We start from the raw sequence: 26,281 nt of genomic DNA on the forward strand, positions 1-26,281 counted from the left end.
GCCCCGGCGCCGTCAGTAGTACAGGGTCACCAGCACCGTGTCCGAGTACAGCCCGCGTTCCACCCCGGTCTGTACCGGCACCTCGCCGTATACCGTCAGCGAGATCACATTGCCGGTGACATCGGTGGTCCCCATCGCCATTTCGTCCGGGGTCTGTCCCCAGGGCGCGGTGAGGCCGGCATCCCGGAACAGCAGATAGCGCACGAAACCGCTGCCACCGGCCATGCGACGATTGCTGCCGTCGAAGTGGCGGCCGGTGTCCAGGCTGATCCGCCAGGCCGTCTGCGGCGGGCACTGCATGCGGATCGTGGTCTGCGCGTGCAGCGGGCGCTGCGGGGGCGCTGCGCTGCCGAAGTTTAGGTCGTCGGCGACGATCCAGCAGCTGTTCTCGACACTGGCGTACACCCCCGACGAGCCGATGCTGACACTGCCGCCGCCACTGCCGACACTGCTGCAGTCCGTACTGGCGGGCAGCTCGCCACGGGAATAGCGGTAGCGCAGCACGCCGTTGATGCCCTGCTCCTGGAAGATCGCCGTGGCGTTGACCGACTGGCCCGGATACACCCGGCCATAGATCGTGGCGTGACCGCTGCGCGGTGCTCCCGGTGGCACGATCAGGTCCAGCTGATACACCGGCAGGCTGCCCTCGGCGCCGATCAGCCGGGTCCGGGCCGGATCGGAGAACAGGTCGTAGGACAGAAAGTCGCCGTTGTAGTTGCCCAGCCGCCGGGTCGGCTGGCCGGCGCTCCACTGCCCCGGGCCAAGCGACAGGCACAGGCGGTAGTGCAGCGTGGCCCCGGCTCCGGAGTAGTCCGGGGCGCAGGTGTAGGTCAGCTGCGAATGGGCATCCTTGCCGCGCTCGTTGACCTCGCCGAAGTTCAGCCCGAACGCCCCACTGACAAAGCATTGCTGGGCGTGCGCCGCCATCGGCCCGGCCAGCAGCAGGGCCAGCACCCACCGCCACCGGGTCCGTTTCACCGCAGCTGGCATGTGCGCTCCCCCAGCTGGATCCAGCCCCGGCCCGGCAGCACCTGCGGCAGCGGCAGCACGCAGCGGCCCTGCTCGAGCATCAGTTCCACCTGCGCGGCGGGCGGCGGATTTTCCAGATACAGCACGCCGTCATAGCCCACCGTGGTGGAGCCGGCGCCGTCGCCGTCGCCGCCGGTCAGCCTGGCCGGCGTACCGGCCGGCACCCATTGACCGTCCGGGCCGCGCACGGCCAGTTGCACCATCACCGAGGCCAGCATCGGGAAGCGCACGAACATGCCGGCACCGGTGGACGGCACCGCCTCGGTGCGGGTGCGCGTGACGCTGACATCTTCCGGCAGCACCAGTGGATCGATCGAGACACTGTTGTTTTCCCATGCGTTGAGCCGGGTCAGCAGCAGATAGCCGTTCTCGTCGGTGTTGCCGATGGGGCGGTTCTCCAGCAGCACAGGCACTCCGGCGATGCCGTCGGTGGAGACCAGGGCAAAGGCGTCGTAGGTATGGCGCATCGGGAACAGGCGCCGCTTCATCAGCAGCAGGCCGCCGCTGCCGGACAGGTAATAGGTGTTGTCGATGTCACCGGCGTAGCGCTGGCGGAACACGCCGGCCTGCCACAGGCCGTGGCGGCCCAGGTAGCTGACCTCTCCCTGGCTGCTGGCGGTGCTGCCGCGGCTGAGCTGCGTGCGCCACCCCCAGCCATCGGCGTCATCGGGCAAGGCACGCATGGCCCCCAGCGCGACCACATTGTCCCCGTCGCGCCGCTGGACGCCGCTCCAGGCGTGATGCTGGTTGGCCAGCGAGAGCGACCAGTACAGATACGCACTGGTACCCGCGTTTCCTTCCAGGTCGCGGTTGATGCTCAGATGCAGGTCGCCGTAGCGCCCCAGCCCCTGGGCGGCGGTCACGCTGGCATAGCGGATGCGCGCCACATCCACCGGCTTCTGGCGCACGTAGCTGGCTCCCAGTTGCCCGGTACCGATGTTCAGGCCGACAAACAGCTGCTCGGTCCGGCGCGGCAGCGGCGAGCCTTCCAGGCTGGCCAGATCGCGGAAACCGGCGCTGCGGCGCTGGCTCAGGGCGCTCAGGCTCAAGCGCCGTCCCTGGTACTCGTAGCCCCAGCTGTACTGGTGCCCCGCCTCGTCGTGGAAGCGGCTGCGGGCATAGGACGTACTGACCACCCCGCCGGCACGCCCCAGCCGCAGCAACGCACCGGCACCGGCCATGGCCAGCGCCCCCATGCGCTCGATATGCGCCTCGGCGGTCATGGCGTTGCTCATGCCATGGCGGAAGCTGCCGCTGACGGCCGGATCGTGGCTGTAGGCGAACGACTCCACCCCGTATCCGCGGCGCAGGTAACCGGCCCGCAGCGACCAGTCACTGAGCCCGGCCTGCAACATCTGCCGGTCGTTGTAGATCGAAAAATCGACCACCCGCTGCTGTCCGGTGATGTCGGTGATCACCACCTGGGCGCGGCCGCTGCCGATCATGATCGGTGCGCTGTCGACCTGGAACCGCCCCGGCGCGACCTGCTGCTGCGCCTCACGGATGCCGTTGATGTACAGGTCCACGGTCGAAGGCAACGCGGTCTCGCCCACATACGAGGCCAGGGGCACGGTGACCCGGTACGGCTGCAGGCTGAAATTGCGCGAGACGTGCACCCCGCCCATGCGGCTGCTGCGGGTCCAGCCCAGGCTCCCGCTGATGGCATCGCCCACCAGCACGGTGGTCATCGCGTCGGGGAAATCCAGCTGCCAGGACGAATCCAGCCGCACCGAGCGCTGCACGTTGTCGTAGCTTCCGCTGGTGGCATGCACCACCGCGCTGCTGCGCCAGATGCCCGGGGTCACCCCGAACAGGCGCAGCTCGCCCCAGACGCTGCCGCTGCGGTAGTCGCGGTTGCCCAGCCCGTACAGCTCGTAGTTGAGCAGCAGGCCGCCGGCGCGGGTCTGTGGATCCAGGGTCGGCGGCGGCGGCGGGCGGTAGCCCACCTGCGACACCGGGCGCGCCAGCAGCGCCACCGGCACCTGCAGGCTCAAGCGCTGCTCGGCAACGTGGTACCGGCTGACCAGCCCGGGCAACGTGTCCAACCCGACCAGCGCGCTGCCGCCGGCTCCTTCCACCTTCAATCCCAGTGTGGCCAGGTCCGCCGCCGCGGCGTAGAAGCGGCCTTCGCGGCGCAGAAAGCGCACCAGCTGGCCGCTGTCGACCTGGTTCACCTCGACCTCGAGAAACAGTTCCTCCTCGGTGGCCGGGGCGGTGGCCGTCGGGACGGGAGCCACAGCGGCAGCGGGCACTGGCGGCGGGGCGCAATCGCCCTGCCCCGGCATTGCGCCGCCACTGGATACCGCCAGCAGCCTAGCGGTCAGCGCCAGCCAGCGGGATCGGCCGCGCGTCCCGGTCGTCATTGAACCGCACCTTCAGAAGGGTGCCCGCCGGGAGAGGCAGCGGGATCGCCACCGGCCACTGCATCTGCTGGCCGGCCAGCACATAGCCGACCAGGCCCGCGCTCACCGCGCTTTTGCCGCCGTCCGGCCGGGCCAGGCTGAGGTGGGTCAGCCGCACATGCCGCTTGCCACCGTTGGCCACGTGCAGCGCGGTACGCCCGTCGGCGCCCCGGGCCAGCCAGGCGCGGATGCCGGACAGGTCGATCTGTGGCAGCTGCTGCGCCGCAGCCTGCTGCTCCTGGGTTTTGATCGTCGCGCTGCCGGCGGCATGGATGAACACCGGAATGGAATAGCGCAGCAGTACCGTCACGCCGCTGCCAGGGGTGGTGACCGGTGCCTGCGGCAACTCGTCGACCAGCACCCGGTAGCTTTTTTCGGTCTCCGGGGCGCGGGTGTCGCGACGCACCAACCGCACCGTCTGTCGCTCTCCCGGCGCGATTTTGACGATCGACGGGCTGGCGACGATATCGTCGGCCGGACTGAGCTGATCCAGCCCGTCCTTCTGGCTCCAGTGCAGGACGCGGACCTGGGCGTCGAGCGTGCGCTGGCCACTGTTGACCAGGTACAGCGCCTGCGCGTTCTGGCCCGGATCGAACGCGACGGTGATCGGGGTGACCTGCAGCGTGGCCGCCTGCACGGCCATCGACAGCGGCGCCAGAACGGCCAGCACCAGTGCGGCAAGCGCCCCCGGCGAAACCGGACGGATCTGCGAAAACATGGATGCGCTCCTTGGGATCAGTAGGTCAGCGTGGCGGTTACCGTGTCCGAATAGACGCCGGCCGGCTCCTGCCCGCTCAGCGTGGCGCGGGCATAAACCGGCACACTGACCGCATCGCTGCCGCCCAGACCGGCCCCGGTGCCGACAAACCAGCTGCCGCTGCTGTTGCCCCAGTTGTTGCCGTCGAAGGCGTCGTAGGACAGCGTGTAGGGAATCTTGACTGCCGCCTCGCCACCACTGGGCAGATTGGTCATGGCCCGGTTGTTCACATCCTGGTTGGTAGTGCCACCGTCGAGCCCCAGCTGGAACTCGGTGCCGCGGGTACACCAGACGTTGATATTGCCGGTCTGGTCGATCGGCCCGGGGGTGGAGAAGCGGGTGCCGAAGTTGATGTCATCGGCGACCACCACCGTGCAGGTGGCCTGGATGGAGATCATCACCTCGAAGGAATCGGTCTTCGGCGCGCCCAGCTCCGCGGACTGCGCGAATACCTGTCCGATCGAGGCCGAGTACAGCAACAGGCATGCACTGACGTAAGGTCTCATCGTAGCTCCGGGAAAATCACGGGCGAGGAAGACACCCGCATGGCGGGAAGGGAATCAGCACCGGATGCGCCCTGCCGGCGCGTCCGCTGAGGGTACGAGCGGCGCCGGTGAAACGGCTGTGACGGCCCGGCACCTCCAGCGCGGACAAGTGGCGTCCGGCGCCACCGCCGCTCATGGCATTACCCGTTGCGGGGGGGAGCCAGGACGTGGGGCGGCAGTGGGCGAACTCCCTCGCCCCCCTGTCCGGCCCCATGGCCCGGCGCGGCCGAACGTGACGTCGACCGGCGGATATGCCGGCCGGTCGCTTCGACGACGGTTGGGAGGGGCATCGCCATGGACCGGATCGTCCCCTCTGGCCTGCCGGTGGCCGCCCTGCCCTCAGCCGCGTCGCGCCGCCTCGATTGCGGCGATGTCGATCTTGCCCATGGTCATCATCGCGGCGAACACCCGCTGGGCGACTCCCGGATCGGGATCGGTGATCCCGGCCGTCAACGCACGCGGGGTGATCTGCCAGGACAGCCCCCATTTGTCCTGGCACCAGCCGCATTCACTGGCCCGGCCACCGTTGCCGACGATGGCATCCCAGTAGCGGTCGGTTTCAGCCTGGTCGTCGGTGGCCACCTGGAACGAAAACGCATTGCTGTGGGGCACGCCCGGGCCGCCATTCAGGCCCAGACAGGCCACCCCCAGCACCGTGAACTCCACCGTCAGCACATCGCCGCGCATGCCGGCCGGGTAGTCGTCGGGAGCGCGATGGACAGCGGTGACGCGGCTGTCGGGAAAGGTCGCCGCATAGAAGCTGGCCGCCTCCAGCGCGGCGTGGTCGTACCACAGGCAGATCGTGTTCTTGCCGGGCATCGGGCGTCTCCCGTTCGGATAGACAGGACGATCGCCACCTGCGGCAGCGATTGCGCTCGGGCAATGATTTATCACTGCGGTTGTAAGCAGGCGGTCATGGCCAGCCTTCTGCGCACGGCAGCTACACTCCGGTGCCGCGCCGCTTCATGACAGCCCAGACCATGCCGCTGCTGTTGCGAATCTTGATGTTGCTGATCCTCAGCGCCGCCTTTCTCTTGGCAGGCGCGCAACAGCTGGGCCTGACGTTTGACGATGACTTGAGCCCCGACACCGAACCCCACACGGCGCGGTGGAATGCACAGATCCTCGCCAGCCTGCGTGAGGCCGACCTCATTGGGATGGCATTTCCCTCGCTGGCCCGCACCGGGGAGAGCCAAGGACTGGCGCTGATCCGGCAATGGGCCGAGAGGCCGGCCACGCCATCGGCAACCACACCGCCTCGCACCGCAGCCTGTCCTCGCCTTCGATCACCCTGGCCGGGTTCATCGCCGATGTGGAACGGGCCGACGCGGTGTTCGGGAGTTATCCGAACCGGGTGCCGTTGTTGAGCTTTCCCCATCTGAAAGAAGGCAACACCGTCGAGCGCCGCGACGGCATGCGCGCCTGGATGCAGGCCCACGGCTACCGCGCCGCACCGGTTTCCATCGACGCCAGGGACGGGTACTACGACCAGGTGTATGCGGCGCACATTGCCAAGGGCGACACTGACAAGGCCAGCCGGGTGAAGCGCGCCTATATCCGGCACCTGCTGGACCGCGCCAACTACTACGAGGCGCTGGCCGTCACCACGCTGGGGCGCAGCCCGGCGCATATCAACCAGATCAATGCCGACGCGCTGGGCGAGATCGTGGCCGCGTTCCGGGCCCGCGACTGGACCCTGGTGGACCCGCGTATCGCGTTCGATGATCCGCTCTATGCGCGCCAGCCCGAGACGCTGCCGGCCGGTAAAAGCATCGTGTGTGCGCTGGCCAGGCAGGCCGGCCACGCCGGTTTGCGCTATCCGGCCGAGGACTCCACCGATGAGGCGCCGGTACTGCGCGCGCAGGACCTGCTGCCGTAAACGCCGACGCCGCCCGGAAGCGGCGTCGGTGAGGGTGTCTCAGCCGGCGTCCAGCTGCGCACCGGCCGGCAACGGCTCGCGGCGTGCCGGCTTGCTGGGGAAGGCATGGCGCAGGATGCGCCACATCACCTGGCCGAACTGGCGCGGCATCGAGCCGGTGTTGTAGTGCTGACCGTAGCGGGCGCAGATTTCCTTCACCTCCACCGCCATCGCCGCATAGCGGTTGGCGGGGATGTCCGGATAGAAATGGTGTTCGATCTGATGGCTGAGGTTGCCGGTCATCACGTCCATCCACTTGCCGCCGGTCAGGTTGGACGAGCCGCGCAGCTGGCGCAGGTACCAGTGGCCGCGGCTTTCATTGCGCACGCATTCCTTGGGGAAGGTTTCGGCATCGGCGGTGAAGTGGCCGCAGAAGATCACCACATAGGTCCACACGTTGCGGATGAGGTTGGCCGCCACGTTGCCCAGCAGCACCGGCAGGAAGAACGGGCCGGCCAGCGCGGGGAACAGCACATAGTCCTTGAGCATCTGCTTGCTGATCTTGCGGCCGACCGGGCGCGCCTGCCGCCACAGCTGCTTCAGGGTCATCTTGCCGGCCAGCACCCGGCCGATGCGCAGGTCCTGGATGGCGATGCCCCATTCGAACAGCAACGCAAACACCACCGCCACAAACGGCTGGGTCAGGAAGAACGGGTGCCAGCGCTGCTCGGGGAAGATGCGCAGCAGGCCATAGCCGATGTCGTCATCGAGTCCGCGCACGTTGGTATAGGTGTGGTGGCGGAAGTTGTGGGTCTTGCGCCAGTTCTCCGAGGTGCCGACGATGTCCCATTCGTAGGTCTTGCCCTGCAGCGCCGGATCGCCCATCCAGTCGTACTGGCCATGGATGACGTTGTGCGCCAGCTCCATGTTTTCCAGGATCTTGGATAGCGCCAGCAGCAGCACGCCGGCGATCCACGCCGGGACCAGCACGCTGTGCACGAAGGCGCCCAGGAACAGCAACGCGCGGCCGGCCACACCGGTCCAGCGCACCGCGGCCACCACCTTGCGGATATAGCGCGCGTCGCTGCCGCCGAGGGTGGCGAAGTGGCGCGCACGCAGCGCATCCAGTTCGTCACCGAAGGCCTGCAGCTCGCGCGACGAGAGTGCACGGTTTTTCACGGAGGACATCGCTTAAAGCTCCAGGATCAGATCGGTGCTGGCGCTGCTCACGCACAGCTTCAGCGGAACGGATGGCTCGCCGGCGTACTCGCCGGTCAACGTATGACGGGTGACGCCGGCGACCTTGCCGCAGACGCAGGTATTGCAGATCCCCATGCGGCAGCCGCTGGCCGGCTGGATGCCCTGCGCTTCCAGGGCCTGCAGCAGCGGGGTGCCGCGCGCCACGGCAAGCGTGCGGCCGCTGTGGCGCAGCTCCACCTGCACCGTGCCCTGCTCCACCTCGGGCAGGACCGGCAGGCTGAACGCCTCACTTTCAAACCTCGCCACCTGGTCGTGCAGGCGCATGCGCGCCGCCTCGACAAAGCCGGCCGGTCCACAGGCCAGTACCCGGGCGTTGCCCAGATCCTCGATGCCGGCGAACGACCACTGGTCCACGCGCGCGGCCGGCGCGGCAGGATCGCGGGTCAGCGCCAGATGCAGGCCGAAGTCCGGATGCCGGGCCGCCAGCGCCTGGAGTTCATCGACAAAGCACAGCTCTTCCTTGCGCCGGGCCCAGTACACCAGGTCCACCGGGGCCGGCATGCCGGCATCGGCCAGCTGGCGCAGCAACGCCCGCATAGGGGTAACCCCACTGCCGGCGGCCAGCAGCAGCAGGCGCTGGCCAGGAGTGGCCGGGACGGTCATCTCGCCGAACGGCTGGCCGAGGCTGAAAACCTCGCCCAGTGCGGCCTCACGGGCCAGGTGCTGGCTGACTTTGCCTCCGGGGATCGCCTTGACGGTAATCGCCAGCCGGCCATTGGTCAGCGGCGTCGGACTGTAGCTGCGGGTGAGCAGTCGCCCGTCCACTTCCACGCCCAGATTGACGTGCTGGCCGGGCAGCAGACCGCCGAAGTGGCGATTGGGCTGCAATTCCAGCGTTACCGCATCGGCGCTGGCGGCGGTACGCCCGACCAGACGCGCCAGCGGACGCCGCAGCGTCCACAGCGGATGCACGCGGGTGGACCAGAAATCGAAGAAGCCTTCACTGAACCAATGAATCGGCGGCGGCGCGGCATTGCGGTAGACGGCACTCATGACTCAACTATACGGATGAGCGCACACCTGTGTATACAGGTGTATACCCTCCATACCGGCTATGATTCATTGTCCTGACCGGCCCGAGCCTGATGACCACTCACGACCTGCCCCTGCCGACCGCCGATGACGCGCACACCCCGCGCAAAGCCTCCATCTCGCGTGACGACCTGCTGGCGGCGGCCCTGTCCCTGGTCGGGCCGCATCGCAGCGTCTCCACGCTGAGCCTGCGCGAGGTCGCGCGCGAAGCCGGCATCGCCCCCAATTCGTTCTACCGCCAGTTCCGGGACATGGACGAACTGACCGTGGCGCTGATCGATCTGGCCGGCCGTTCGCTGCGCACGATCATCGGCCAGGCGCGTCTGCGCGCGGCCGACAGCAACCGCGGAGTGATCCGGCTGTCGGTGGAAACCTTCATGGAACAGCTGCGCGCCGATGACCGGCTGATGCATGTGCTGCTGCGTGAGGGCACGGCCGGCACGGATGCGTTCAAGCACGCGGTGGACCGCGAGCTGGGTTACTTCGAAGACGAGCTGCGGGTGGACCTGGTGCGGCTGGCCGCGCTGGACGGTGCCAGCCTCTATGAGCCGGCGCTGGCGGCCAAGGCCATCACCCGGCTGATCTTCGCCATGGGCGGCACGGCGATGGACCTGCCGGCGGAAAAAGATCCCGAGCTGATCGAACAGATGAGCCAGATGATCCGCATGATCATCACCGGCTCGCGCGCCCTGGCGCGCCACCCTCCCAACACCTGAGCCCTGGCGGTTGCCCGCCTGGCAGCGGCGGCAGCGCTGTTGCGCGCTTCAACGTTGCCGGCGCTGGCTTCAGCCAGTGCGAACACCTTGGCATGCAACGCGCGGTCACTGAACTGCAAGCGGTCGCCCTGTTCCAGCGCACGGCGGATCGTGTGGTTATCCATTCCCAGCTGCGGTGCCAGGCGGCGCAACGCGCGCTCGGTCTGACGGGCTCGTCCAGGGGCGCGCCAGAATCGAGCTGATCGCCATCCAACGCCAGCGCGCTTCCACTGGCCAGGGCCACCGCCTTCTGGAACGCGGCATTTCGACTGGCATACCAGCCAGCGTTGGAGTCGGCGAAGCGGCGCACTTTCTGCGTATATGGGGTCGTGTAGCCAAGCAGGTGCAGGGCGCCGAAGTACAGCCCGCCGCGGCGGGTGAACACCACGTCGCGGATGCTCCCGGGGACCGGTCACGGATAGCTGCGCGCCTAGCATTCGGCGAATGGGATACCCACCTGCATCGCACCACGCCACCGCTGCGCCGACCATCGCATGCGCCCAGCCTGCCCATATACTTCGCCCCCGCCTGTCCCAATCGCCGAACGTGGCTTGACCCTTGAGCGCCACCGCTGAACAGTACTTCCCGCTCGTGGTCCCCGCCACCTCCCTGCTGCTCGGGTTGGCGCTGCTGGCTGGCTGGCGCTCTGTGCGCGGACACCGTTATCTGTTGTGGTTGGCCGCTGGCTACATGGTCACTGCCGTTCCGCTCGCCGCCCAGATCCTGATGGACACCCCGCAGCTGGCGACCTGGTCTGTACTCACCGGTGCCTTGTATTGCGCAGGTAGCTGGGCCACCGCGCAGGGTTTCGCGCTCAGATCCGGCGGCAGGGTGTCGGCGCGCGCGGCGCTGGCCATCAGCCTCGGCACGTTACTTGCGCTGTTGTGCTTCTCGCGATCGAACGAGGGGCTCGGCGCGCGCATCGTCTTCCTCAACCTTGGCATGGGACTGCTGCTGGCATTGGCACTGCCGGTGCTGTTCGGCCGCGACCGGGCGGACACCCTGTTCGAACGCCTGCTGCGCCGGACCTATCTGCTGCTGGTGGTGTACGCGCTCCTGCGCCCGCTGCTGGCCGGAACACTGGCCGGCTGGTTCAGCGGCAGTGGCATGCCGCGCTCAGGTCTGTGGCTGTGGATGCTGGCTTTCAATCTGCTGCTCAATCTGTGGCTGTTGTTTCTGTTGCTGGGCGGCGTGGCCCAGCAATTGATGGGAGAACTGCGTCACGAGCGCAACCACGACCCGCTCACCCTGCTGCTCAACCGCCGCGCTTTCTTCGAGATCGCCCACCAGCGCCTGCAGCACGGCACCGCCGCCCACTGGGCACTGCTCGCCTGCGACGTCGATCACTTCAAACAGGTCAACGACACCTGGGGCCATGCCGCTGGCGACAACGTGCTGCGTCAAGTCGGTGCACTGCTGCAGGAGATGACGCGCCCGGATGATCTGGTCGCGCGTTTCGGCGGAGAGGAATTCGTAGTGCTGCTGCGCTGCGATGACCTGCCAACGGCCACCCGGATCGCCGAGCGGATCCGGAACGGCCTCAGCCAGATGCGCTGCTCCCCGGCGAAACACACCCTGACCGCCAGCTTCGGCGTCACTTTGGTAGCGGGCGCGGAGGACCTGGAAAGCGCACTGGAGCGCGCAGACCAGGCGGTATACCGGGCCAAGCACGAAGGCCGGAACCGGGTGGTCGCCAGCCCATCACCTGGCGCAGTCGGCAACATCTGCCCGACCCCGTCTACAGCGGTTGTCGCTCAACCTGATGACGCCGCGCGCAAAGCAACCCGATAGCCACCAGCCTTCTCCAGCAGGGGACGCGATCCGGTGGCGGACATGGATCTGCCCTCCTCCAGGCGGTATTCGGGATCGATCGTTTGCCCCTGCAGCATCTCCGTCACGCAGCCGGAACAGCGAGATCCTGCAAGCCTGCCTGGATGCGATTGCGACGATAGGTCACAGCCACGCCGGTGCTGGCCCGATCACGCAGCGTCCACCGTGCGTCCTTTCCATTTGTCACTGCCAAGCGCAGCGCGTTGGGCCAAAGCTGCAGCCCTATGCCGGCCGCGCCGCCGAACCGGAAAATGGCCTGGAACAGCGGCGGTGCTTCATGGCGAGGATGCCTATGTCGAGTTCTGCGCGGGCTGCTGCACGCTGATTTCCGACACAGAAAACGCCGGCTTGCGCCGGCGTTTTCTGTTACCTGAAGCCCGTCAATCAGGCCTCCGGTGTCGCCTCTGGCGTCTGCCCTTCGACAGCCGCACCCTCAACCACGGCGGTATCCACGGCTTCGTCATCCAGGCTGTCATCACCGGCTTCCAGGGACGCGTCCAGGCGTTCGACCGCCTGCAGCTTCTCGCCCTTGGACAGGCGGATCAGGGTGACGCCCTGGGTGTTGCGGCCGACCCGCGAGATTTCCGAGCCGCGGGTACGCACCAGCGTGCCGCCATCGGAGATCAACAGCACTTCATCGCCGGTGCCCAGCAGCACCGCGCTGACCAGCTTGCCGTTGCGCTCACTGGTCTGGATGCCGATCACGCCCTGCGTACCCCGCCCCTTGCGCGGATAGTCGGCCAGCGGCGTGCGCTTGCCGTAACCGTTCTCGGTCGCGGTGAGGATGTACTGCACGCCGGTGTCATCGGCACCGGTGTCGACGATATCGCCGCCCTCGGTTGCCAAGTCCTCGACGTTGCTGTCGTCCTCGTTCTCGTCCTCGGCGCCGCCGGCGCTTTCAGCCACGATCAGGCTGACCACTTCCTCGCCCTTGGCCATCTTGATGCCACGCACGCCGGTGGCGGTGCGGCCCATCGAGCGGACCTTGTCTTCGGCAAAGCGCACGGTCTTGCCATTGGACGCGAACAGCAGGACGTCACGCTCGCCATCGGTCAGGCCGACGCCAACCAGCGCATCGCCCTCGTCGAGGTTGATGGCGATCTTGCCGCGTGCCAGGCGGAACGCGAACTCGCTCAGCGGGGTCTTCTTGACCGTACCGTGGCGGGTGGCGAAGAACACATACTGGTTCTCGTCGTATTCGCGTACCGGCAATACCGCCTGCACACGCTCGCCGTTTTCCAGTGCGATCCAGTTGATGATCGGACGGCCGCGCGCGTTGGAGCCGGCTTCCGGCAGCTGGTGCACCGGCAGCCAGAACACCTTGCCCGCGCTGGTGAAGGTCAACAGCGTGTCATGGGTGTTGACCAGCCACAGCTGTTCGATCGAATCCTCGTCCTTGGTCGCCGCCGCGCTGCGGCCACGGCCACCACGCTTCTGCGCGCGATAGGCACTGACCGGCTGGCGCTTGACGTAACCGGCGCGCGACAGTGTCACCACCACGTCTTCCGGCGCGATCAGATCCAGAATGTCGAGATCTTCCTCGCTGTGGCGGATCTCGGTACGGCGTTCATCACCGAACTCGCTGCGCACGGCGATCAGCTCGTCGCGGATCACCTGCAGCAACACTTCCGGGTTTTCCAGGATACGGATCAGGCCAGCGATGACTTCCAGCAGGACCTTGTATTCCTCGGTCAGCTTGTCCTGCTCCAGCCCGGTCAGGCGGTGCAGGCGCATTTCCAGGATCTGCGTGGCCTGGACGTCGCTGAGCTGATACAGGCCATTGACCAGACCCAGGCCCTTGGGCAGGTCTTCCGGACGCGAGGCCTCGGCACCGGCAGCGCCCAGCAACGCACCCACCAGACCCGGCTCCCAGGTCTTGGTCAGCAGGCGTTCCTTGGCTTCGCCCGGATTGGCCGACGTCTTGATCAGCTCGATCATCTCGTCGATGTTGGCCAATGCGACCGTCAAACCTTCCAGCACGTGCGCACGCGCACGCGCCTTGCGCAGCTCATAGATGGTGCGGCGGGTGACCACCTCGCGACGGTGGCGGATGAACGCCTCCAGCATCTGCTTGAGGTTCAACAGCTTCGGGCGGCCATCGACCAGCGCCACCATGTTGATGCCGAACACCGACTCCATCTGGGTCTGCTGGTAGAGGTTGTTCAGGACAACTTCCGCCGACTCGCCACGCTTGATCTCGATGTAGATGCGCATGCCGTCCTTGTCGGACTCGTCGCGCAGCTCGCTGATGCCTTCGAGCTTCTTTTCCTTGACCAGCTCGGCGATCTTCTCGATCAACCGCGCCTTGTTCACCTGGTACGGAATCTCGGTGACGATGATCGATTCGCGGCCGTTGTCAGCCACTTCGATATCGGCCTTGGCGCGGATGCGCACCCGGCCACGACCGGTCCGGTAGCCGGCGATGATGCCGGCAGTACCGTTGATGATGCCGGCGGTCGGGAAGTCCGGACCCGGGATGTACTCCATCAGGCCATCGACGTCGATCGTCGGATCATCGATCAGCGCAATGCAGGCATTGAGCGATTCGGTGAGGTTGTGCGGCGGGATGTTCGTCGCCATACCCACGGCGATACCGGCCGAGCCGTTGACCAGCAGGTTCGGGAACCGGGTCGGCATGACCGTCGGCTCCAGCTCCTTCTCGTCGTAGTTGGGCTGGAAATCGACGGTTTCCTTGTCGAGATCGGCCATCAACTCGTGCGAGAGCCGCGACATGCGCGCCTCGGTGTAACGCATCGCGGCGGCGGAGTCGCCATCGACCGAACCGAAGTTACCCTGGCCGTCCACCAGCATGTAGCGCAGCGAGAAGGGCTGTGCCAGGCGCACCAGCGTGTCGTACACCGACTGGTCGCCATGCGGATGGTACTTACCGATGACGTCACCGACGATACGCGCCGACTTGAAGTACGGTTTGTTGCTGTGCGCACCCAGCTCGCTCATCGCGAACAGGACGCGGCGATGGACCGGCTTGAGGCCATCGCGGGCATCGGGGAGTGCGCGCCCCACGATCACGCTCATGGCGTAATCGAGGTAGCTCTTGCGCATCTCGTCTTCCAGGTTGACCTGGATGATTTCCTTGGCGTTTTCTGCCATTCGGGTTCCGTTGTCTGGTAGCGATCCCGTCCGGCGACGGGCCTGTGACAGGCGGCCATGCCGGAAACTCGAATCAACCTGCGGAGTCTAGCACAAAGGACGGTTTTCCGCCGCTTCCAGCCGGGTGTTTACCGGAGTAAATCAGCAACTTAGATGCCCCTCGGGAGGCCGCCGGAATACGTGATCGCGGCCCCGCCCGCCCTAGTGGCGCGCGGATGGCCCGCGAACTGGCAAACCACGCCAGTCATCCCGTCCCCGCTGCGCTGCGGACCTGCCTTCAGCCGCCGAACGCGGCCTTCATCGCCGCGGTGTCCGGCTGCAGGATCACGCCACGTTCGGTGACGATGGCATCGATCAGCTCACCGGGCGTCACATCGAACACCGGATTCCATGCGGCAATACCCTCGGCCACGGTGCGCACGCCACCAACACCAAACAGCTCACCCGGATCGCGCTGCTCGATCTCGATCTCATCGCCGTGCGCGGTGTGCATGTCCACGGTGGACGATGGCGCCACCACCATGAATTTGACGCCATGGTGGCGGGCGGCAATGGCCAGCTGGTAGGTGCCGATCTTGTTGGCGGTATCGCCATTGGCACAGATGCGGTCGGCGCCGACGACCACCCACTGCACCGCCCCGGTCTTCATCAGATGCGCGGCCGCCGAGTCGGCAATCAGGGTGGCGTCGATGCCATCCTGCTGCAGCTCCCATACGGTCAGGCGGGCACCCTGCAGCCACGGCCGCGTCTCACCGGCGAACACGCGCTCGATATGCCCTTGCGCCTTGCCGGCACGGATCACGCCCAGCGCGGTGCCGAAACCGGCAGTCGCCAGCGACCCGGTGTTGCAATGGGTCAGCACTCCGCTGCCCGGGGCGATCAGTGCGGCGCCCAGCGCGCCCATGAGACGGTTGGCTGCCAGATCCTCATCGGCGATCGCCTGCGCCTCCAGCTCCAACACCTGCTGCCAGTCAGCGCCAGCGGCGGCCAGCACCCGCCGCATCCGCGCCAGCGCCCAGGCCAGATTCACCGCGGTTGGCCGTGAGGCATTGAGCTTAACCAGCGCCGGTTCGAGTCGCTGCACCGCCTGCGCGCCGTCCGCGGCCTGCACATCCCGCGCTGCCAGCACCACGCCCCACGCGGCGGCGATACCGATGGCCGGCGCACCGCGCACCGTCAACGCATGGATCGCCTCCGCGACCGCATCGCTGTCATGGCATTGCACATGTTCGACCACGAACGGCAGCTTGCGCTGGTCCAGCAGCTCAAGCGCGTGGCCGGTCCAGCGGATCGGGCGGATATGGTCGTAGCGGGCGTAATCGAGGGAATTGGAATCATTCATGGCTCCATTGTAATGGGCGCCACACAGGCCCGCCTCAGTTCACGGAGAATTCCGCGCGGCAACCGTCATCCACCCAGACGCCGCTGCGATCCCAACCCCAGCTCTGCCCCTCGATGCAGGCCCTGGAGGACAGCTGTTTCACCAGCGTCACCTTGCGCTCGACGGTCACCCCGCATTCGCGGCGGAGATTGCTTTTGGATTCGCAGGTCACCCGTCGCGGAACATCCACGAAGCCGGAGCCATCGGCCGCACCGACCTCGAACTGGCCCTGGCAGCCCCGGCTCACCCACACCTGGTTGCGTCCGTAACCCCACGTGCGGCCCTCCTTGCAGGGCAGTACGGACTGTTGCCGGAGCAGTCGCACCGGCGCCCCGCGCAGGAGTACCGGGCATACCTCCGTGCGTCCTCGCGACTCGCAACGCACCACCCGGCGCGTTACCCGCTGCGCAGCGGTGGGCTCTTCCGCGGTAAATTCGGCGCGACAGCCATTGGCGACCCACACACCTGCAGCGTCCGTGCCCCAGTCCTGCTCACGGATGCAACTGTGCTCGGACAGCTGTCGTACCAGCTGTATGCCCCGGGCAAGGCTGGCCGGGCAATGCATGCGTTCTGCGCCTTTCGATTCGCAACGCACCACCGTGTCAGCGGTAGGCACAGGATCGGGCGTTTCCGCCACCAGCATCGGCATGGCACACAACAGCACGGCGTAAATGCTCCTCATCCGACCTGCCTATCCAAGAGCCTGAGGTATTCCGTTGACCGACACACTGCCTGCATGACCGTGATCAGAGCATCATCATCGACGATGAGCCAGTGCTGGGCCACGCAACGTCTGGTGATCTTCAGGCGTGGGCGAAATCGAAAGCCAGCACATCGGCGATGCGTCCTGTGCCGCCCAGCGCCATCAACAGCCGATCCACGCCGACCGCCACACCGGCGCAGGCCGGCAGCGACGGTAGTGCGGCGAGGAACAGCTCATCCAGCGGTGGCAGCGTCGCCCCGCGCGTGCGCCGCACCTCGAGGTCGCGCTCAAAACGCTGCCGCTGTTCAACAGCATCGTTGAGCTCGTGATAGCCGTTGGCCAGCTCGAACGGTCCCAGATACAGTTCGAAGCGCTCGGCCAGTGGCGGTTCGCCCGGGCGGATGATCGCCAGCGCCGCCTGCGTGGCCGGCCAATCGTGGATCACGGTTATGCCATCGGCCGGAAACTGCGACTGGATGCGATGGGTCATCAGCAGATCCAGCCAGTCATCGCGGGTCAGACCTGCCGGATCGATACCGATCTCGCCCAGCCCGGCGCGCAGCTGCGCCTCATCGGCCAGGAATGGATCCAGCCCCAGCGCCTCCACGAACAGTTCGCGATAGGTGAGGATGCGCACCGTGGCCTGACGTCCGCGCTGGGCCAGCGCGGCCTGCACCAGCTCGATCGTTTCACCGATCAGGCGATAGTGATCCCAGCCGACCCGATACCACTCGAGCATGGTGAATTCCGGGTTGTGGCGACCGCCAGCCTCGCCATTGCGGAACACCCGGCCCAGCTCGTAGCAGTCGCCCACACCGGCGGCGAGCAGTCGCTTGAGCGGATATTCGGGCGAGGTGCGCAGCCAGCGCAGCGCTGGCCCGGCGCTGACATGCCCGCTGAAACGTGTATGGAAACCTTCGATGTTCGGCTCGGTGTTGCCGGCCGCGGACATGATCGGTGTTTCCACTTCCAGCACGTCACGCTGCGCGAAGAACTCGCGGATCAGCGCGTTCAGACGGGCACGCTGGCGCAGCACCTCGATCATGGCGCACACCTGATCGCCATGGATGATGGGAATGTCGGTTTTGCAGGAGCAAAAACCGGCCGTGCGCCACCCTGCGGGCGGCTTCGCCGTGAAAAACCGCTGTCCTGCCGTTTTTTCATGGATGCAGCCCGCGCCCGGCACTGGTCAAAGGCAAGGTCAGGATGTCACGCTCGTCATCGCGATAGCCGGCCGCCAGATACAGCCGTTTTGCCCGGGCATTGTGATGGTTCACTTCCAGCCGGATAACGGCCGCGCCCTCGCCGGCGGCCCAGTCGCGTGCCAGCGCCAGCGCCTGTCGGCCCCAGCCACGGCCACGCACGGCCGGGGTGAGATACAGCTCGTCGAGCAGCACGAAACGGCCACCCTGCTCCACGCTGAAGCACCAGCCCAGCGTGATGTAACCGGCCTCGGCAACGTCCTCGCTGGACAACAGCAGCACCGCGCCATGACTGGCGTTTTCGAGCAGCGAGCGCAGCCCCGGCTCAACCAGTCCGGACTGGTACAGGATTTCGTCCTCGACATAGAAGTCGCGAACCATGGCGATGAGGCGCGGGAAGTCCTCTGGCCCGGCGATGCGGGCCTGCAACGTGTTGCTCATGCGGTTTTTCCGTTATCGGCCAGGAAGGCGAGCAGACGGGCTTCATCCCACACCTCCACGCCCAACTCATTGGCCTTGTCCAGTTTGGAGCCGGCTTCGGTGCCGGCCACGACGAAGCTGGTTTTTTTCGACACGCTGCCGGCCACCTTCGCACCCAGCGCTTCCAGTCGCGACTTGGCGTCCTCACGACTCATCTGCGCCAGGGTGCCGGTCAGCACCACGGTCTTTCCTTCCAGCACGCCTTCGGCCTGCAACGCCGCTTCGGGCGTCCGCGCCAGCAGTTCAGCCAGCGCATTGCCGGCAGCCGAGAACAGGGCGGCATTGGCGTCAACGTCCAGCCACGCTACCAGTGCATTGGCCGTTTCCGCAGGCAGTCCGGCGGTAACAAAGTTGTGTGCGCTTTCATCGAGGATCGCATCGACCGAAGCAAACGCCTGTGCCAGCTGTTTGGCCCGTACCGGCGTGACCTTGGGGATTTCCATATCCGACAGCAGATTGGCCAGTGTCAGCTCCGTCCGCAGCTTGGCGCTGGGCGCGTGCCTGTCAGTGATCTGCACCCCACGCGCGAGCAGCGCATCGATGGCCTGCTGGTTGCCCGGCTGCGCCATGAAGTGGCCGATCGCGCGCGCCACTTCACCACCGATATCCGGCACCCGCTTGAACATCGGCCATGGCAGGTGCCGGATCAACTCCAGATCACCGAACCATGCGGACAGCGCTTTTGCAGTGCTCTCGCCGACGTGTTCGATGCCCAGCGCGAACAACAGCCGCTCCAGCGTGGTGCTGCGGCTGGCCTCGATGGCGCCGATCAGGTTGTCGGCCCAGCGGGTGGCGATCTTCTTCGTATTCCACTGGAAACTGGCAGGGACCGACAGCACCTGCGCACGCCAGCCGGCATCGGCCCCATCCAGCTTGAGGATGCGGTTGAGTGTGTCTCCACTACCCTCCGGCGCGAGGTGCAGCTGCAACTGGGCGGCCAGAGATTCGGGCGAACCGGCATCCAGCACGAGCTTCAGCAACAGCAGCTGGTCGCGTTGCAGGGCATACAGATCGGCCACGCCGCGAACGATGCCGGCATCGACCAGCGTTTCGATGTACTTGTCGCCCAGTCCGTCGATGTCCATGGCCTTGCGCGAGGCGAAGTGGGCGATGGCCTCCTTGCGCTGCGCCGGACAACTCAGCTCACCGGAGCAGCGCCACGCGGCCTCCCCTTCTTCACGCACGATCTCCGAACCACAGACCGGGCAGGCGCGCGGCATTTGCCACGGTGTCGTGCCCTCAGGGCGACGCTCGGCGATCACGCTCACCACTTCCGGAATCACATCGCCGGCGCGGCGTACGATCACCGTATCGCCCACACGCACATCCAGACGCGCGATCTGGTCGGCGTTGTGCAGCGTGGCATTGGTCACCACCACGCCCGCGACATGTACCGGCTTCAGTCGGGCCACCGGCGTGGCGGCACCGGTACGGCCGATCTGGATCTCGATCGCCTCCACCGTGGTGCTCTGCTCCTGCGCCGGGAACTTGTGTGCGATGGCCCAGCGCGGGGCGCGCGCGACAAAGCCCATCTGCTGCTGGCCGTCACGGTCATCGAGCTTGTAGACCACCCCGTCGATATCGAAGGCCAGGCCGTCGCGACGTTCGCCGATGTCGCGGTAGTACGCCAACAGGCCTTCGGCGCCTTCCACCACCGCGCACAGATCGCTGACCGGGAAACCCCAGTGCGCCAGCTGCGCCAGGGTTCCCGAATGGGTCGCCGGCAGTGCGCCGCCAGACACTTCACCCAGGCCGTACGCGTAAAAGCTCAGTGGCCGCTGCGCGCTGATCTTCGGATCGAGCTGGCGCAGCGAACCGGCCGCGCCATTGCGCGGATTGGCCAGCACCTTGCCGCCGTGCAGACGCGCCTGCTCGTTGTAGCGCTCGAAATCGGCGCGGGGCATGTAGACCTCACCCCGTACCTCCAGCACCTGCGGCCAGCCTTCGCCAGCCAGCTGCTGCGGGATCACCTTGATCTGGCGCAGGTTGGCGGTCACGTCCTCGCCGGTCGCCCCGTCGCCGCGGGTCGCGCCCTGCACGAAAACGCCGTTCTCGTAACGCAGATTGATCGCCAGTCCATCGAGCTTGGGTTCGGCCGAGAACAGCAGTTGCTTGCGATGCAGCCGTTCATCGATGCGGCGGACGAAATCGTGCACCTCGGCCTCGCTGAAGGCATTGCCCAGCGACAGCATCGGCACCGCGTGCACCACCTCGGCAAAACGCGAGGATGGCTTTCCGCCGACCTGCCGGCTGGGTGAATCACCGCTCTCCAGTTCCGGATACTGCGCTTCGAGCGCTTCCAACTGGCGCATCAACCGGTCGTATTCGGCATCAGGAATCAGAAGCTCGTCGCGCTCGTGATAGGCGCGCGATGCCCGGGCGAGCTGCTCGCGCAACGCGGCAATGCGCTGCTGTGCGGGAATATCTGTGGTCATACGCGGAATTTTAGCGCCTTCCTGTCAGCGGGCCGAGCGGATCCCTGGTCGCGGCAGCAAAGGTAACGTCGCCGGCATTCGTCCCAAAGCAAAGCCCCGCAAGCGGGGCTTTGCAGAGCTCCAGATGCAGCGCTTACCAGCGTGGCGACTTAGTAAGCGGCGGCGCCTGGTGCTGGCGGTCATAGGCGCGCAGCTCGTCACGGATATGCGCGATGCGCTGGCGCCCCAGGGCGTTGCGGCTGTCATCGAGCACCACACCGTCCAGCAGCTCGGCCATGCGTTGAACCGTGGGCAGCATCTTCTCCCAGCCATCCAGTGCCGTCATTGGCGCCGGCAACGTCAGGAAGAACGCGATTGCCGGCGTTTCCATCTCGCGGATATGGGTCATATCGAAGCTGCCGGGCTTCATGATGCTGGCCATGCTGAAGATCGGACCGCGCTCGGGATGCCCCTCCACCAGACGGTGGAAGACATTCATATAGCCGAACACCAGCCCGGTCTTTTCCGCGGCGACGACGATGTCTTCACCGCGCAGCACTTCGCCCGCACGTGCAGCCACATACAACGAGACGATCTTGTCGAAATCCTGGCTCGGACGCTTGCCCAGATCGCTGCCCGCCGATGGCTCGACATCCGGCAGCCCGAGTTCGGGCTGGGTGACACTGGCGTCCCCGTCGAGGCTGCCGTCCTCTTCGGAGGCGACGTCGCCGGTCTCGCCCAGCACCGGCTCGCTGCGCTGGCGTTCGACCTCCGCCGACTCCTTGCGCTTGCCCTGCGGGGCCCGCTTCGGGCGGCCAAACAGGAAAATGGCCGCAATGAGCAGCAGTCCGGCAGCCAGGATGCCGATGCGCAGAAGTTCCGTGTCGGACATTCGATGCGTTCTCCGGATTAATCGTTCAGGTGGTTAAAGAATGGCACGTCAGGCCGCGCCCGCCAATCGCGCAGCCTCTTCCAGGTCCACACTGACCAGACGGCTCACGCCCGGCTCGCGCATCGTCACGCCCGAGAGCTGATGCGCCGCCTCCATCGTCGCCTTGTTGTGGCTGACAAACAGGAACTGCACCTTCTCGCTCATCTCCTTGACCATCGTGGCCAGGCGACCGACGTTGGCCTCGTCCAATGGCGCATCCACCTCGTCCAGCAGACAGAACGGCGCGGGATTGAGCTGGAAGATGGCGAACACCAGCGCCACCGCGGTCATCGCCTTCTCGCCACCGGACAGCAACGAAATGGACGACACGCGCTTGCCCGGCGGGCGCGCCATGATCGTCACCCCGGTATCGAGCAGATCCTCGCCGGTGAGTTCCAGATAGGCGTGACCGCCGCCGAACAGGCGCGGGTACAGCGCCTGCACCCCGGAATTGACCCGGTCGAAAGTGTCCTTGAAGCGGCCACGGGTTTCACGGTCGATCTTGCGGATGGCATCTTCCAGCGTTTCCAGGGCGGTAGTCAGATCCACGTTCTGCGCCTCCAGATACTCCGAGCGTTGCGAGGCCTCTCCGTACTCCTGGATTGCGGCAAGGTTGACCGGCTCCAACCGGCGCATGCGCGCATCGATCTGGTGCACCGCCTGCTCCCATTCGGAAAGCTTCGCGTCGTCCGGCAAGGTGTTGAGGACGTCCTGCAACACGAAACCGGCTTTCTCCACCGCCGCGGAAAGCTGATCGGCGTTGAGCACCAGCGCCTGCTGGTCGAGCTTGCGCTGGGAGATGCGTTCGCGCTGCGCCAGTGCCTGCTCGTCACGCTGATGCCGGGTCTGCTCCAGCGCCCTCAGTTCGGCATCAATGCTGTCCAGCTGCGCGCGCGCCTCGCCCAGCGCCCGATCGGCGCGGACCCGCTCGCCCAGCGCATTCTGATGCTCGGCCTCCAGCGCCAGCACCGGCGAATCGCCCTCGTCCAACTGCGAATGCAGCTCACCCAGACGCGAATCCAGCTGTCCGCGCTGGTTGATCATCCGCTCCAGCGCGTGGCTCAGCGAGGTGACCTGCGCGCGTTGCGACTCCAGCGTCAGTGCCAGGGCGTGCATGCGCTCGCGCACGCTGCGCGCGGCATCGCGCGACAGATCACGCGCTTCGGTCAACCGCCGGCGCTCGCTTTCCAGCGCCTGGCGAGTGCCCTCCAGATCGCCCATGCTCGACAGCGCGTCCTCCAGTCGCATACGCGCCTCGCCGGCCTGTTCACGGCTGGCCTCGAGTGTTTCCAGCAGCTGCGACAGCTCGCTTTCAATGCGGTCGATCCGGCTGCGTGCCGAATCCAACTTGCCCTGCTGGCTCTGCAGTTGTCCGGCCAGCTCCGACGCGCTGCGATGCGCCTGATACAGCGCACGCTGCGCCTCTTCCCGATGCTGTTCGGCGGCAAGTGACTGCTCGCGGAAGCCTGCCAGCAGCTGCTCCAGCTGCGCCTCGCGCTCCTGCAGCATTTCGATCTGCTCGCGCAGGCTGACGATCTCGCGCTCGCGCAGCAGTGCGCCCTGTTTGGCCGCGCCCGAGCGCGAAACGCGCACCCAGCCGTCACCCAACCGCTCACCGCCACGGGTGATGACAGAATCGCCCTCGCCCAGCTGGCGCTGCAGCGCAGTGGCCTGGGCCAGATCTTCGGCACCATGCAGCCGCGCCAACAGGCGGCGGATGGCCAGCGGCCCCTGCACCTTGGCCGCGAGCGAAGTCGGGGCGAAATCCGCCGTTTCCGTGGCCGCGGACACCAGCGCGATGCGGCCTTCGCCCAGCTCCCCCAGCGCGTCGACCAGCGCCTCGGGGGAATCCACCAGCACCCCTTCGATCAGCTGCCCCAGCGCGCTTTCAACCGCGTTTTCCCATCCGCTTTCCACGGTGAGGCGCTCGCCGACACGCACCGCCGAATCCAGCCCGCGCGCCTTCAGCCACGCCACCGCTGCCCCCTGCTCCTGACCGAGCGCGGCCTGCTGCAGGGTTTCCAGCGAAGACAGCCGCCCGCGGGCGCTTTGCGCCTGCTTGCGCACCTCGGCCAGTTCGGACTGGCTGGTGCGCTGCTGTTCCTGCAGGTCGGCTACCGCCCTCTTGCGTTCTTCGACCTGCTCGTTCAGTTCATCCAGCGCCGCCTTCTGCGTTTCGTGCTGCAGTTGCAGCTGCTCGAACGCGTCGGCCAGCACCTCCAGATCCAGCCCGGCCCGCTCGGAAAGCAGCGCCTCACGCCGCCGTTCGGCTTCCAGGATCTGCCGCTCCAGGTAGTCCACGCGGGTGCGTTCGACTTCGCCCGAGCGGGTCGCCTCGGAGGTATTGCGGTTGTGGGCCTCCCAGCGCTGCTGCCAGTCGGCCAGCTTCGCTTCGGCCTCGCGCAACGCTTCCTGACGCAATTCGTTGTCTTCCTGCAATTGCTCCAGCTGCGGCTCCGCGCTGTCCACCGCTTCCCGCAGCACCATCAGTTTGGCCTCGTCGCCACTGATGTGCTGTCCCAGTTCGGCCAGCGCATGCTGCGCTTCATCGCGCGCCTTGTGCAGACGCTGGGACATTTCCCGCTGATGCTGGATCTGCTGCTCCAGCCGCGCCAGGGTGCTGCCGACCTGATAGAACTCGGCCTGCGCGCGACTGAGCAGGTCCGCCGCTTCCTCGCGCTGCACGCGGCCGGTTTCGATCCGTGCCTCGGCCTCGCGCTGTTCGGCGATCAGCTGTTGCAGCTTGGTTTCCTCGCGCGACAACGCCTCGCGCAAACCGCCCAGGCGCCCATCCAGGCCGCGGTATTCCAGCGCCTTCCATTCGGCATCCTTGACCCGACGCTCTTCCTGCAGCGCCTGGTACTGCTCGGCCTGGCGCGCTTGGCGCTTGAGGTGCTCGAGCTGCTTGCTGATCTCATCGCGCAGGTCGTTGAGGCGATCAAGGTTCTCGCGCGTGTGGCGGATACGGGTTTCGGTTTCCTTGCGGCGTTCCTTGTACTTGGAGATGCCCGCCGCTTCCTCCAGGAACACGCGCAGGTCCTCCGGACGCGCCTCGATGATCTTGCTGATCATCCCCTGCTCGATGATCGAGTAGCTGCGCGGCCCCAGACCGGTCCCCAGGAACAGGTCGGTGATATCGCGCCGGCGGCACTTGGTGCCATTGAGGTAGTAGTTGCTGCTGCCGTCGCGGCTGACCGTGCGCTTGACCGAGATTTCGTTGAACGAGGCGTACTCGCCGGAAATCGTATGGTCGGTGTTGTCGAAGATCAGCTCCACCGTCGCCTGTGACACCGGCTTGCGCCCTGCCGAACCGGAGAAGATCACGTCGGTCAACGAGTCGCCCCGCAGGCGGCTGGCCGAACTTTCACCCATCACCCAGCGCACGGCGTCGATGATGTTGGACTTGCCACAGCCGTTGGGCCCCACCACACCGGTCATGTTGGTGGGCAGATGCAGGGTCGTGGGGTCGACGAACGACTTGAAACCGGAAAGCTTGATCGTGGATAGACGCATGGAGTCAGACTGTTTCCTGGCGCCGGAAGCCGCTGGCCAATACCGCAGGGAAGATTCCGGAAGGTTCCTTTTCCGCTCTCAAGTCGTTGATATTTTCAGGAATTCAACGCCACGAGCACGGCACTGGGGACTGAGTATAACGACACCTCGCGCTGCGGGCGCCGAGCTCATCCCGGAAAAAGAAACGGGCGCCTTTCGGGGCCCGTTTCTCTTGCACATAGGCAGCGCAGATCAGGCGTCGGCTTCGACGATGACCTTGACGGTGGCTTCCACGTCGGCGTGCAGCTTGACGGTGACGTCGTACTGGCCCACGGCACGGAAGGCGCCTTCGCCCATGATCACTTCGCTCTTGCTCAGCTCCAGGCCGGCAGCGGTGAAGGCTTCGGCGATATCGCGCGGGCCGACCGAGCCGTACAGCTTGCCTTCGGTCGAAGCATGCGCACCGATGGTGACACTGGCGCCTTCCAGCTTCTCGGCGCGAGCCTGTGCACCGGCGTGCGAGGCCTGGGCCTTGGCTTCGTACTCGGCACGCTTGGCTTCGAACTCGGCAACGTTGGCCTCGGTGGCCGGCACGGCCTTGCCCTGCGGCACGAGGAAGTTGCGGCCGTAGCCCGGCTTCACGTCAACCAGGTCGCCCAGGCCGCCGAGGTTGGTCACTTTCTGCAGAAGAATCAGCTTCATGATGGTGCTCCGTTATTCGTTAGCGGCGCCAGAGGGCTCCGCAACGCTTGCTGTCCGAATAGGACGGGTGGGAAAACGGATGCCCTGAGGCATCCGTCATCCGTTTTACGTTTGATTTCCGCGCGCAACCGCGCAGATCAGACCGGAAAATCCGGAATCAGACGTCGTGGTTGTCCGTATACGGGATCAGGGCCAGGAAACGGGCGCGCTTGACGGCCGTGGCCAGCTGGCGCTGGTACTTGGACTTGGTACCGGTGACGCGGCTCGGCACGATCTTGCCGTTCTCGGTCAGGTACTGGCGCAGGGTGTTGAGATCCTTGTAATCGATCTCCTTCACACCTTCAGCCGTGAACTTGCAGAACTTGCGGCGACGGAAGAACTTGGACATGGTGGCGCT

The 26,281-nt window shown here is 66.4% G+C and carries 20 protein-coding genes and 2 pseudogenes; 3 read left to right on the plus strand and 19 right to left on the minus strand.

Going from position 1 to position 26,281, the window contains the following annotated elements:
* Positions 1-12: 12 nt before the first annotated feature.
* From ACVOMH_RS08850 to ACVOMH_RS08870, 5 genes are all read right to left on the minus strand, one after another.
* The gene (locus ACVOMH_RS08850; protein WP_481551701.1) at positions 13-954 is read right to left on the minus strand and encodes a Csu type fimbrial protein; all 942 of its coding nucleotides are present in this window, start codon (positions 952-954) and stop codon (positions 13-15) included.
* A 20-nt stretch (positions 955-974) separates the two neighbouring features.
* On the minus strand, positions 975-3,266 hold the full coding sequence (locus ACVOMH_RS08855; RefSeq protein ID WP_481551702.1) for a fimbria/pilus outer membrane usher protein: 2,292 nt from the start codon (positions 3,264-3,266) through the stop codon (positions 975-977).
* Between the two features lie 76 nt (positions 3,267-3,342).
* Positions 3,343-4,149: a fimbrial biogenesis chaperone gene (locus ACVOMH_RS08860; RefSeq protein ID WP_481551703.1), complete on the minus strand. Its 807-nt coding sequence runs from the start codon at positions 4,147-4,149 to the stop codon at positions 3,343-3,345.
* Between the two features lie 17 nt (positions 4,150-4,166).
* Positions 4,167-4,694: a Csu type fimbrial protein gene (locus ACVOMH_RS08865; RefSeq protein ID WP_481551704.1), complete on the minus strand. Its 528-nt coding sequence runs from the start codon at positions 4,692-4,694 to the stop codon at positions 4,167-4,169.
* Positions 4,695-5,072: 378 nt separating this feature from the next.
* Positions 5,073-5,552 (minus strand): VOC family protein, encoded by a 480-nt coding sequence (locus ACVOMH_RS08870; protein WP_481551705.1) that lies wholly within the window; start codon positions 5,550-5,552, stop codon positions 5,073-5,075.
* Positions 5,553-5,949: 397 nt separating this feature from the next.
* Between ACVOMH_RS08870 and ACVOMH_RS08875 the strand changes: the two genes are divergently transcribed.
* Positions 5,950-6,612 carry a polysaccharide deacetylase family protein gene (locus tag ACVOMH_RS08875; protein WP_481551706.1) on the plus strand — a complete coding sequence of 221 codons (663 nt, stop codon included), beginning with the start codon at positions 5,950-5,952 and terminating at the stop codon, positions 6,610-6,612.
* A 39-nt stretch (positions 6,613-6,651) separates the two neighbouring features.
* On the opposite strand, the gene ACVOMH_RS08880 is transcribed toward ACVOMH_RS08875, so the two are convergent.
* Both ACVOMH_RS08880 and ACVOMH_RS08885 read right to left on the minus strand, forming a co-directional pair.
* Positions 6,652-7,779 (minus strand): fatty acid desaturase family protein, encoded by a 1,128-nt coding sequence (locus ACVOMH_RS08880; RefSeq protein ID WP_481551707.1) that lies wholly within the window; start codon positions 7,777-7,779, stop codon positions 6,652-6,654.
* 3 nt (positions 7,780-7,782) lie between these two features.
* Positions 7,783-8,844, minus strand: coding sequence for a ferredoxin reductase (locus tag ACVOMH_RS08885; RefSeq protein ID WP_481551708.1), 1,062 nt, complete (start codon positions 8,842-8,844; stop codon positions 7,783-7,785).
* A 92-nt stretch (positions 8,845-8,936) separates the two neighbouring features.
* Between ACVOMH_RS08885 and fabR the strand changes: the two genes are divergently transcribed.
* Complete coding sequence (gene fabR / locus ACVOMH_RS08890; protein ID WP_054657029.1) at positions 8,937-9,599, plus strand: HTH-type transcriptional repressor FabR; 663 nt, start codon at positions 8,937-8,939, stop codon at positions 9,597-9,599.
* Positions 9,600-9,697: 98 nt separating this feature from the next.
* Here fabR and ACVOMH_RS08895 read toward each other — a convergent pair.
* Positions 9,698-9,763, minus strand: a pseudogene (locus ACVOMH_RS08895) (hypothetical protein); the annotation flags it as partial.
* 122 nt (positions 9,764-9,885) lie between these two features.
* Positions 9,886-10,026: pseudogene (locus tag ACVOMH_RS08900) on the minus strand (DUF1615 family protein); the annotation flags it as partial.
* Between the two features lie 170 nt (positions 10,027-10,196).
* Between ACVOMH_RS08900 and ACVOMH_RS08905 the strand changes: the two are divergent.
* A complete protein-coding gene (locus ACVOMH_RS08905; RefSeq protein ID WP_481551709.1) occupies positions 10,197-11,429 on the plus strand; it encodes a GGDEF domain-containing protein in 1,233 nt (410 codons plus the stop codon).
* Positions 11,430-11,852: 423 nt separating this feature from the next.
* Here ACVOMH_RS08905 and gyrA read toward each other — a convergent pair whose 3' ends face one another.
* The 10 genes from gyrA to rpsR all read right to left on the minus strand — a co-directional run bounded on the left by gyrA (position 11,853) and on the right by rpsR (position 26,272).
* Positions 11,853-14,579 carry a DNA gyrase subunit A gene (gyrA, locus tag ACVOMH_RS08910; RefSeq protein ID WP_481523923.1) on the minus strand — a complete coding sequence of 909 codons (2,727 nt, stop codon included), beginning with the start codon at positions 14,577-14,579 and terminating at the stop codon, positions 11,853-11,855.
* A 277-nt stretch (positions 14,580-14,856) separates the two neighbouring features.
* Entirely contained in the window at positions 14,857-15,921 is a 1,065-nt protein-coding gene (gene mtnA, locus ACVOMH_RS08915; RefSeq protein WP_481551710.1) for an S-methyl-5-thioribose-1-phosphate isomerase, read from the minus strand.
* A gap of 34 nt (positions 15,922-15,955) precedes the next feature.
* Positions 15,956-16,642, minus strand: a complete 687-nt coding sequence (locus tag ACVOMH_RS08920) for a DUF3011 domain-containing protein (protein WP_481551711.1) — start codon at positions 16,640-16,642, stop codon at positions 15,956-15,958.
* A gap of 121 nt (positions 16,643-16,763) precedes the next feature.
* On the minus strand, positions 16,764-17,708 hold the full coding sequence (gene epmA, locus ACVOMH_RS08925; RefSeq protein WP_481551712.1) for an EF-P lysine aminoacylase EpmA: 945 nt from the start codon (positions 17,706-17,708) through the stop codon (positions 16,764-16,766).
* 115 nt (positions 17,709-17,823) lie between these two features.
* Positions 17,824-18,306 (minus strand): N-acetyltransferase family protein, encoded by a 483-nt coding sequence (locus tag ACVOMH_RS08930; protein ID WP_481551713.1) that lies wholly within the window; start codon positions 18,304-18,306, stop codon positions 17,824-17,826.
* On the minus strand, positions 18,303-20,780 hold the full coding sequence (ligA, locus tag ACVOMH_RS08935; protein ID WP_481551714.1) for an NAD-dependent DNA ligase LigA: 2,478 nt from the start codon (positions 20,778-20,780) through the stop codon (positions 18,303-18,305). Before ligA ends, ACVOMH_RS08930 begins: the two co-directional genes overlap by 4 nt.
* A 133-nt stretch (positions 20,781-20,913) precedes the next feature.
* Positions 20,914-21,651 carry a cell division protein ZipA gene (gene zipA, locus ACVOMH_RS08940; protein WP_481551715.1) on the minus strand — a complete coding sequence of 246 codons (738 nt, stop codon included), beginning with the start codon at positions 21,649-21,651 and terminating at the stop codon, positions 20,914-20,916.
* Between the two features lie 48 nt (positions 21,652-21,699).
* Positions 21,700-25,203: a chromosome segregation protein SMC gene (gene smc, locus ACVOMH_RS08945; RefSeq protein WP_481551716.1), complete on the minus strand. Its 3,504-nt coding sequence runs from the start codon at positions 25,201-25,203 to the stop codon at positions 21,700-21,702.
* 231 nt (positions 25,204-25,434) lie between these two features.
* Complete coding sequence (rplI, locus tag ACVOMH_RS08950) at positions 25,435-25,884, minus strand: 50S ribosomal protein L9 (RefSeq protein WP_054658583.1); 450 nt, start codon at positions 25,882-25,884, stop codon at positions 25,435-25,437.
* Positions 25,885-26,041: 157 nt separating this feature from the next.
* Positions 26,042-26,272 (minus strand): 30S ribosomal protein S18, encoded by a 231-nt coding sequence (gene rpsR / locus ACVOMH_RS08955; protein WP_002804494.1) that lies wholly within the window; start codon positions 26,270-26,272, stop codon positions 26,042-26,044.
* Between the last annotated feature and the right edge of the window lie 9 nt (positions 26,273-26,281).

Source organism: Stenotrophomonas sp. STEN013, assembly GCF_056760355.1.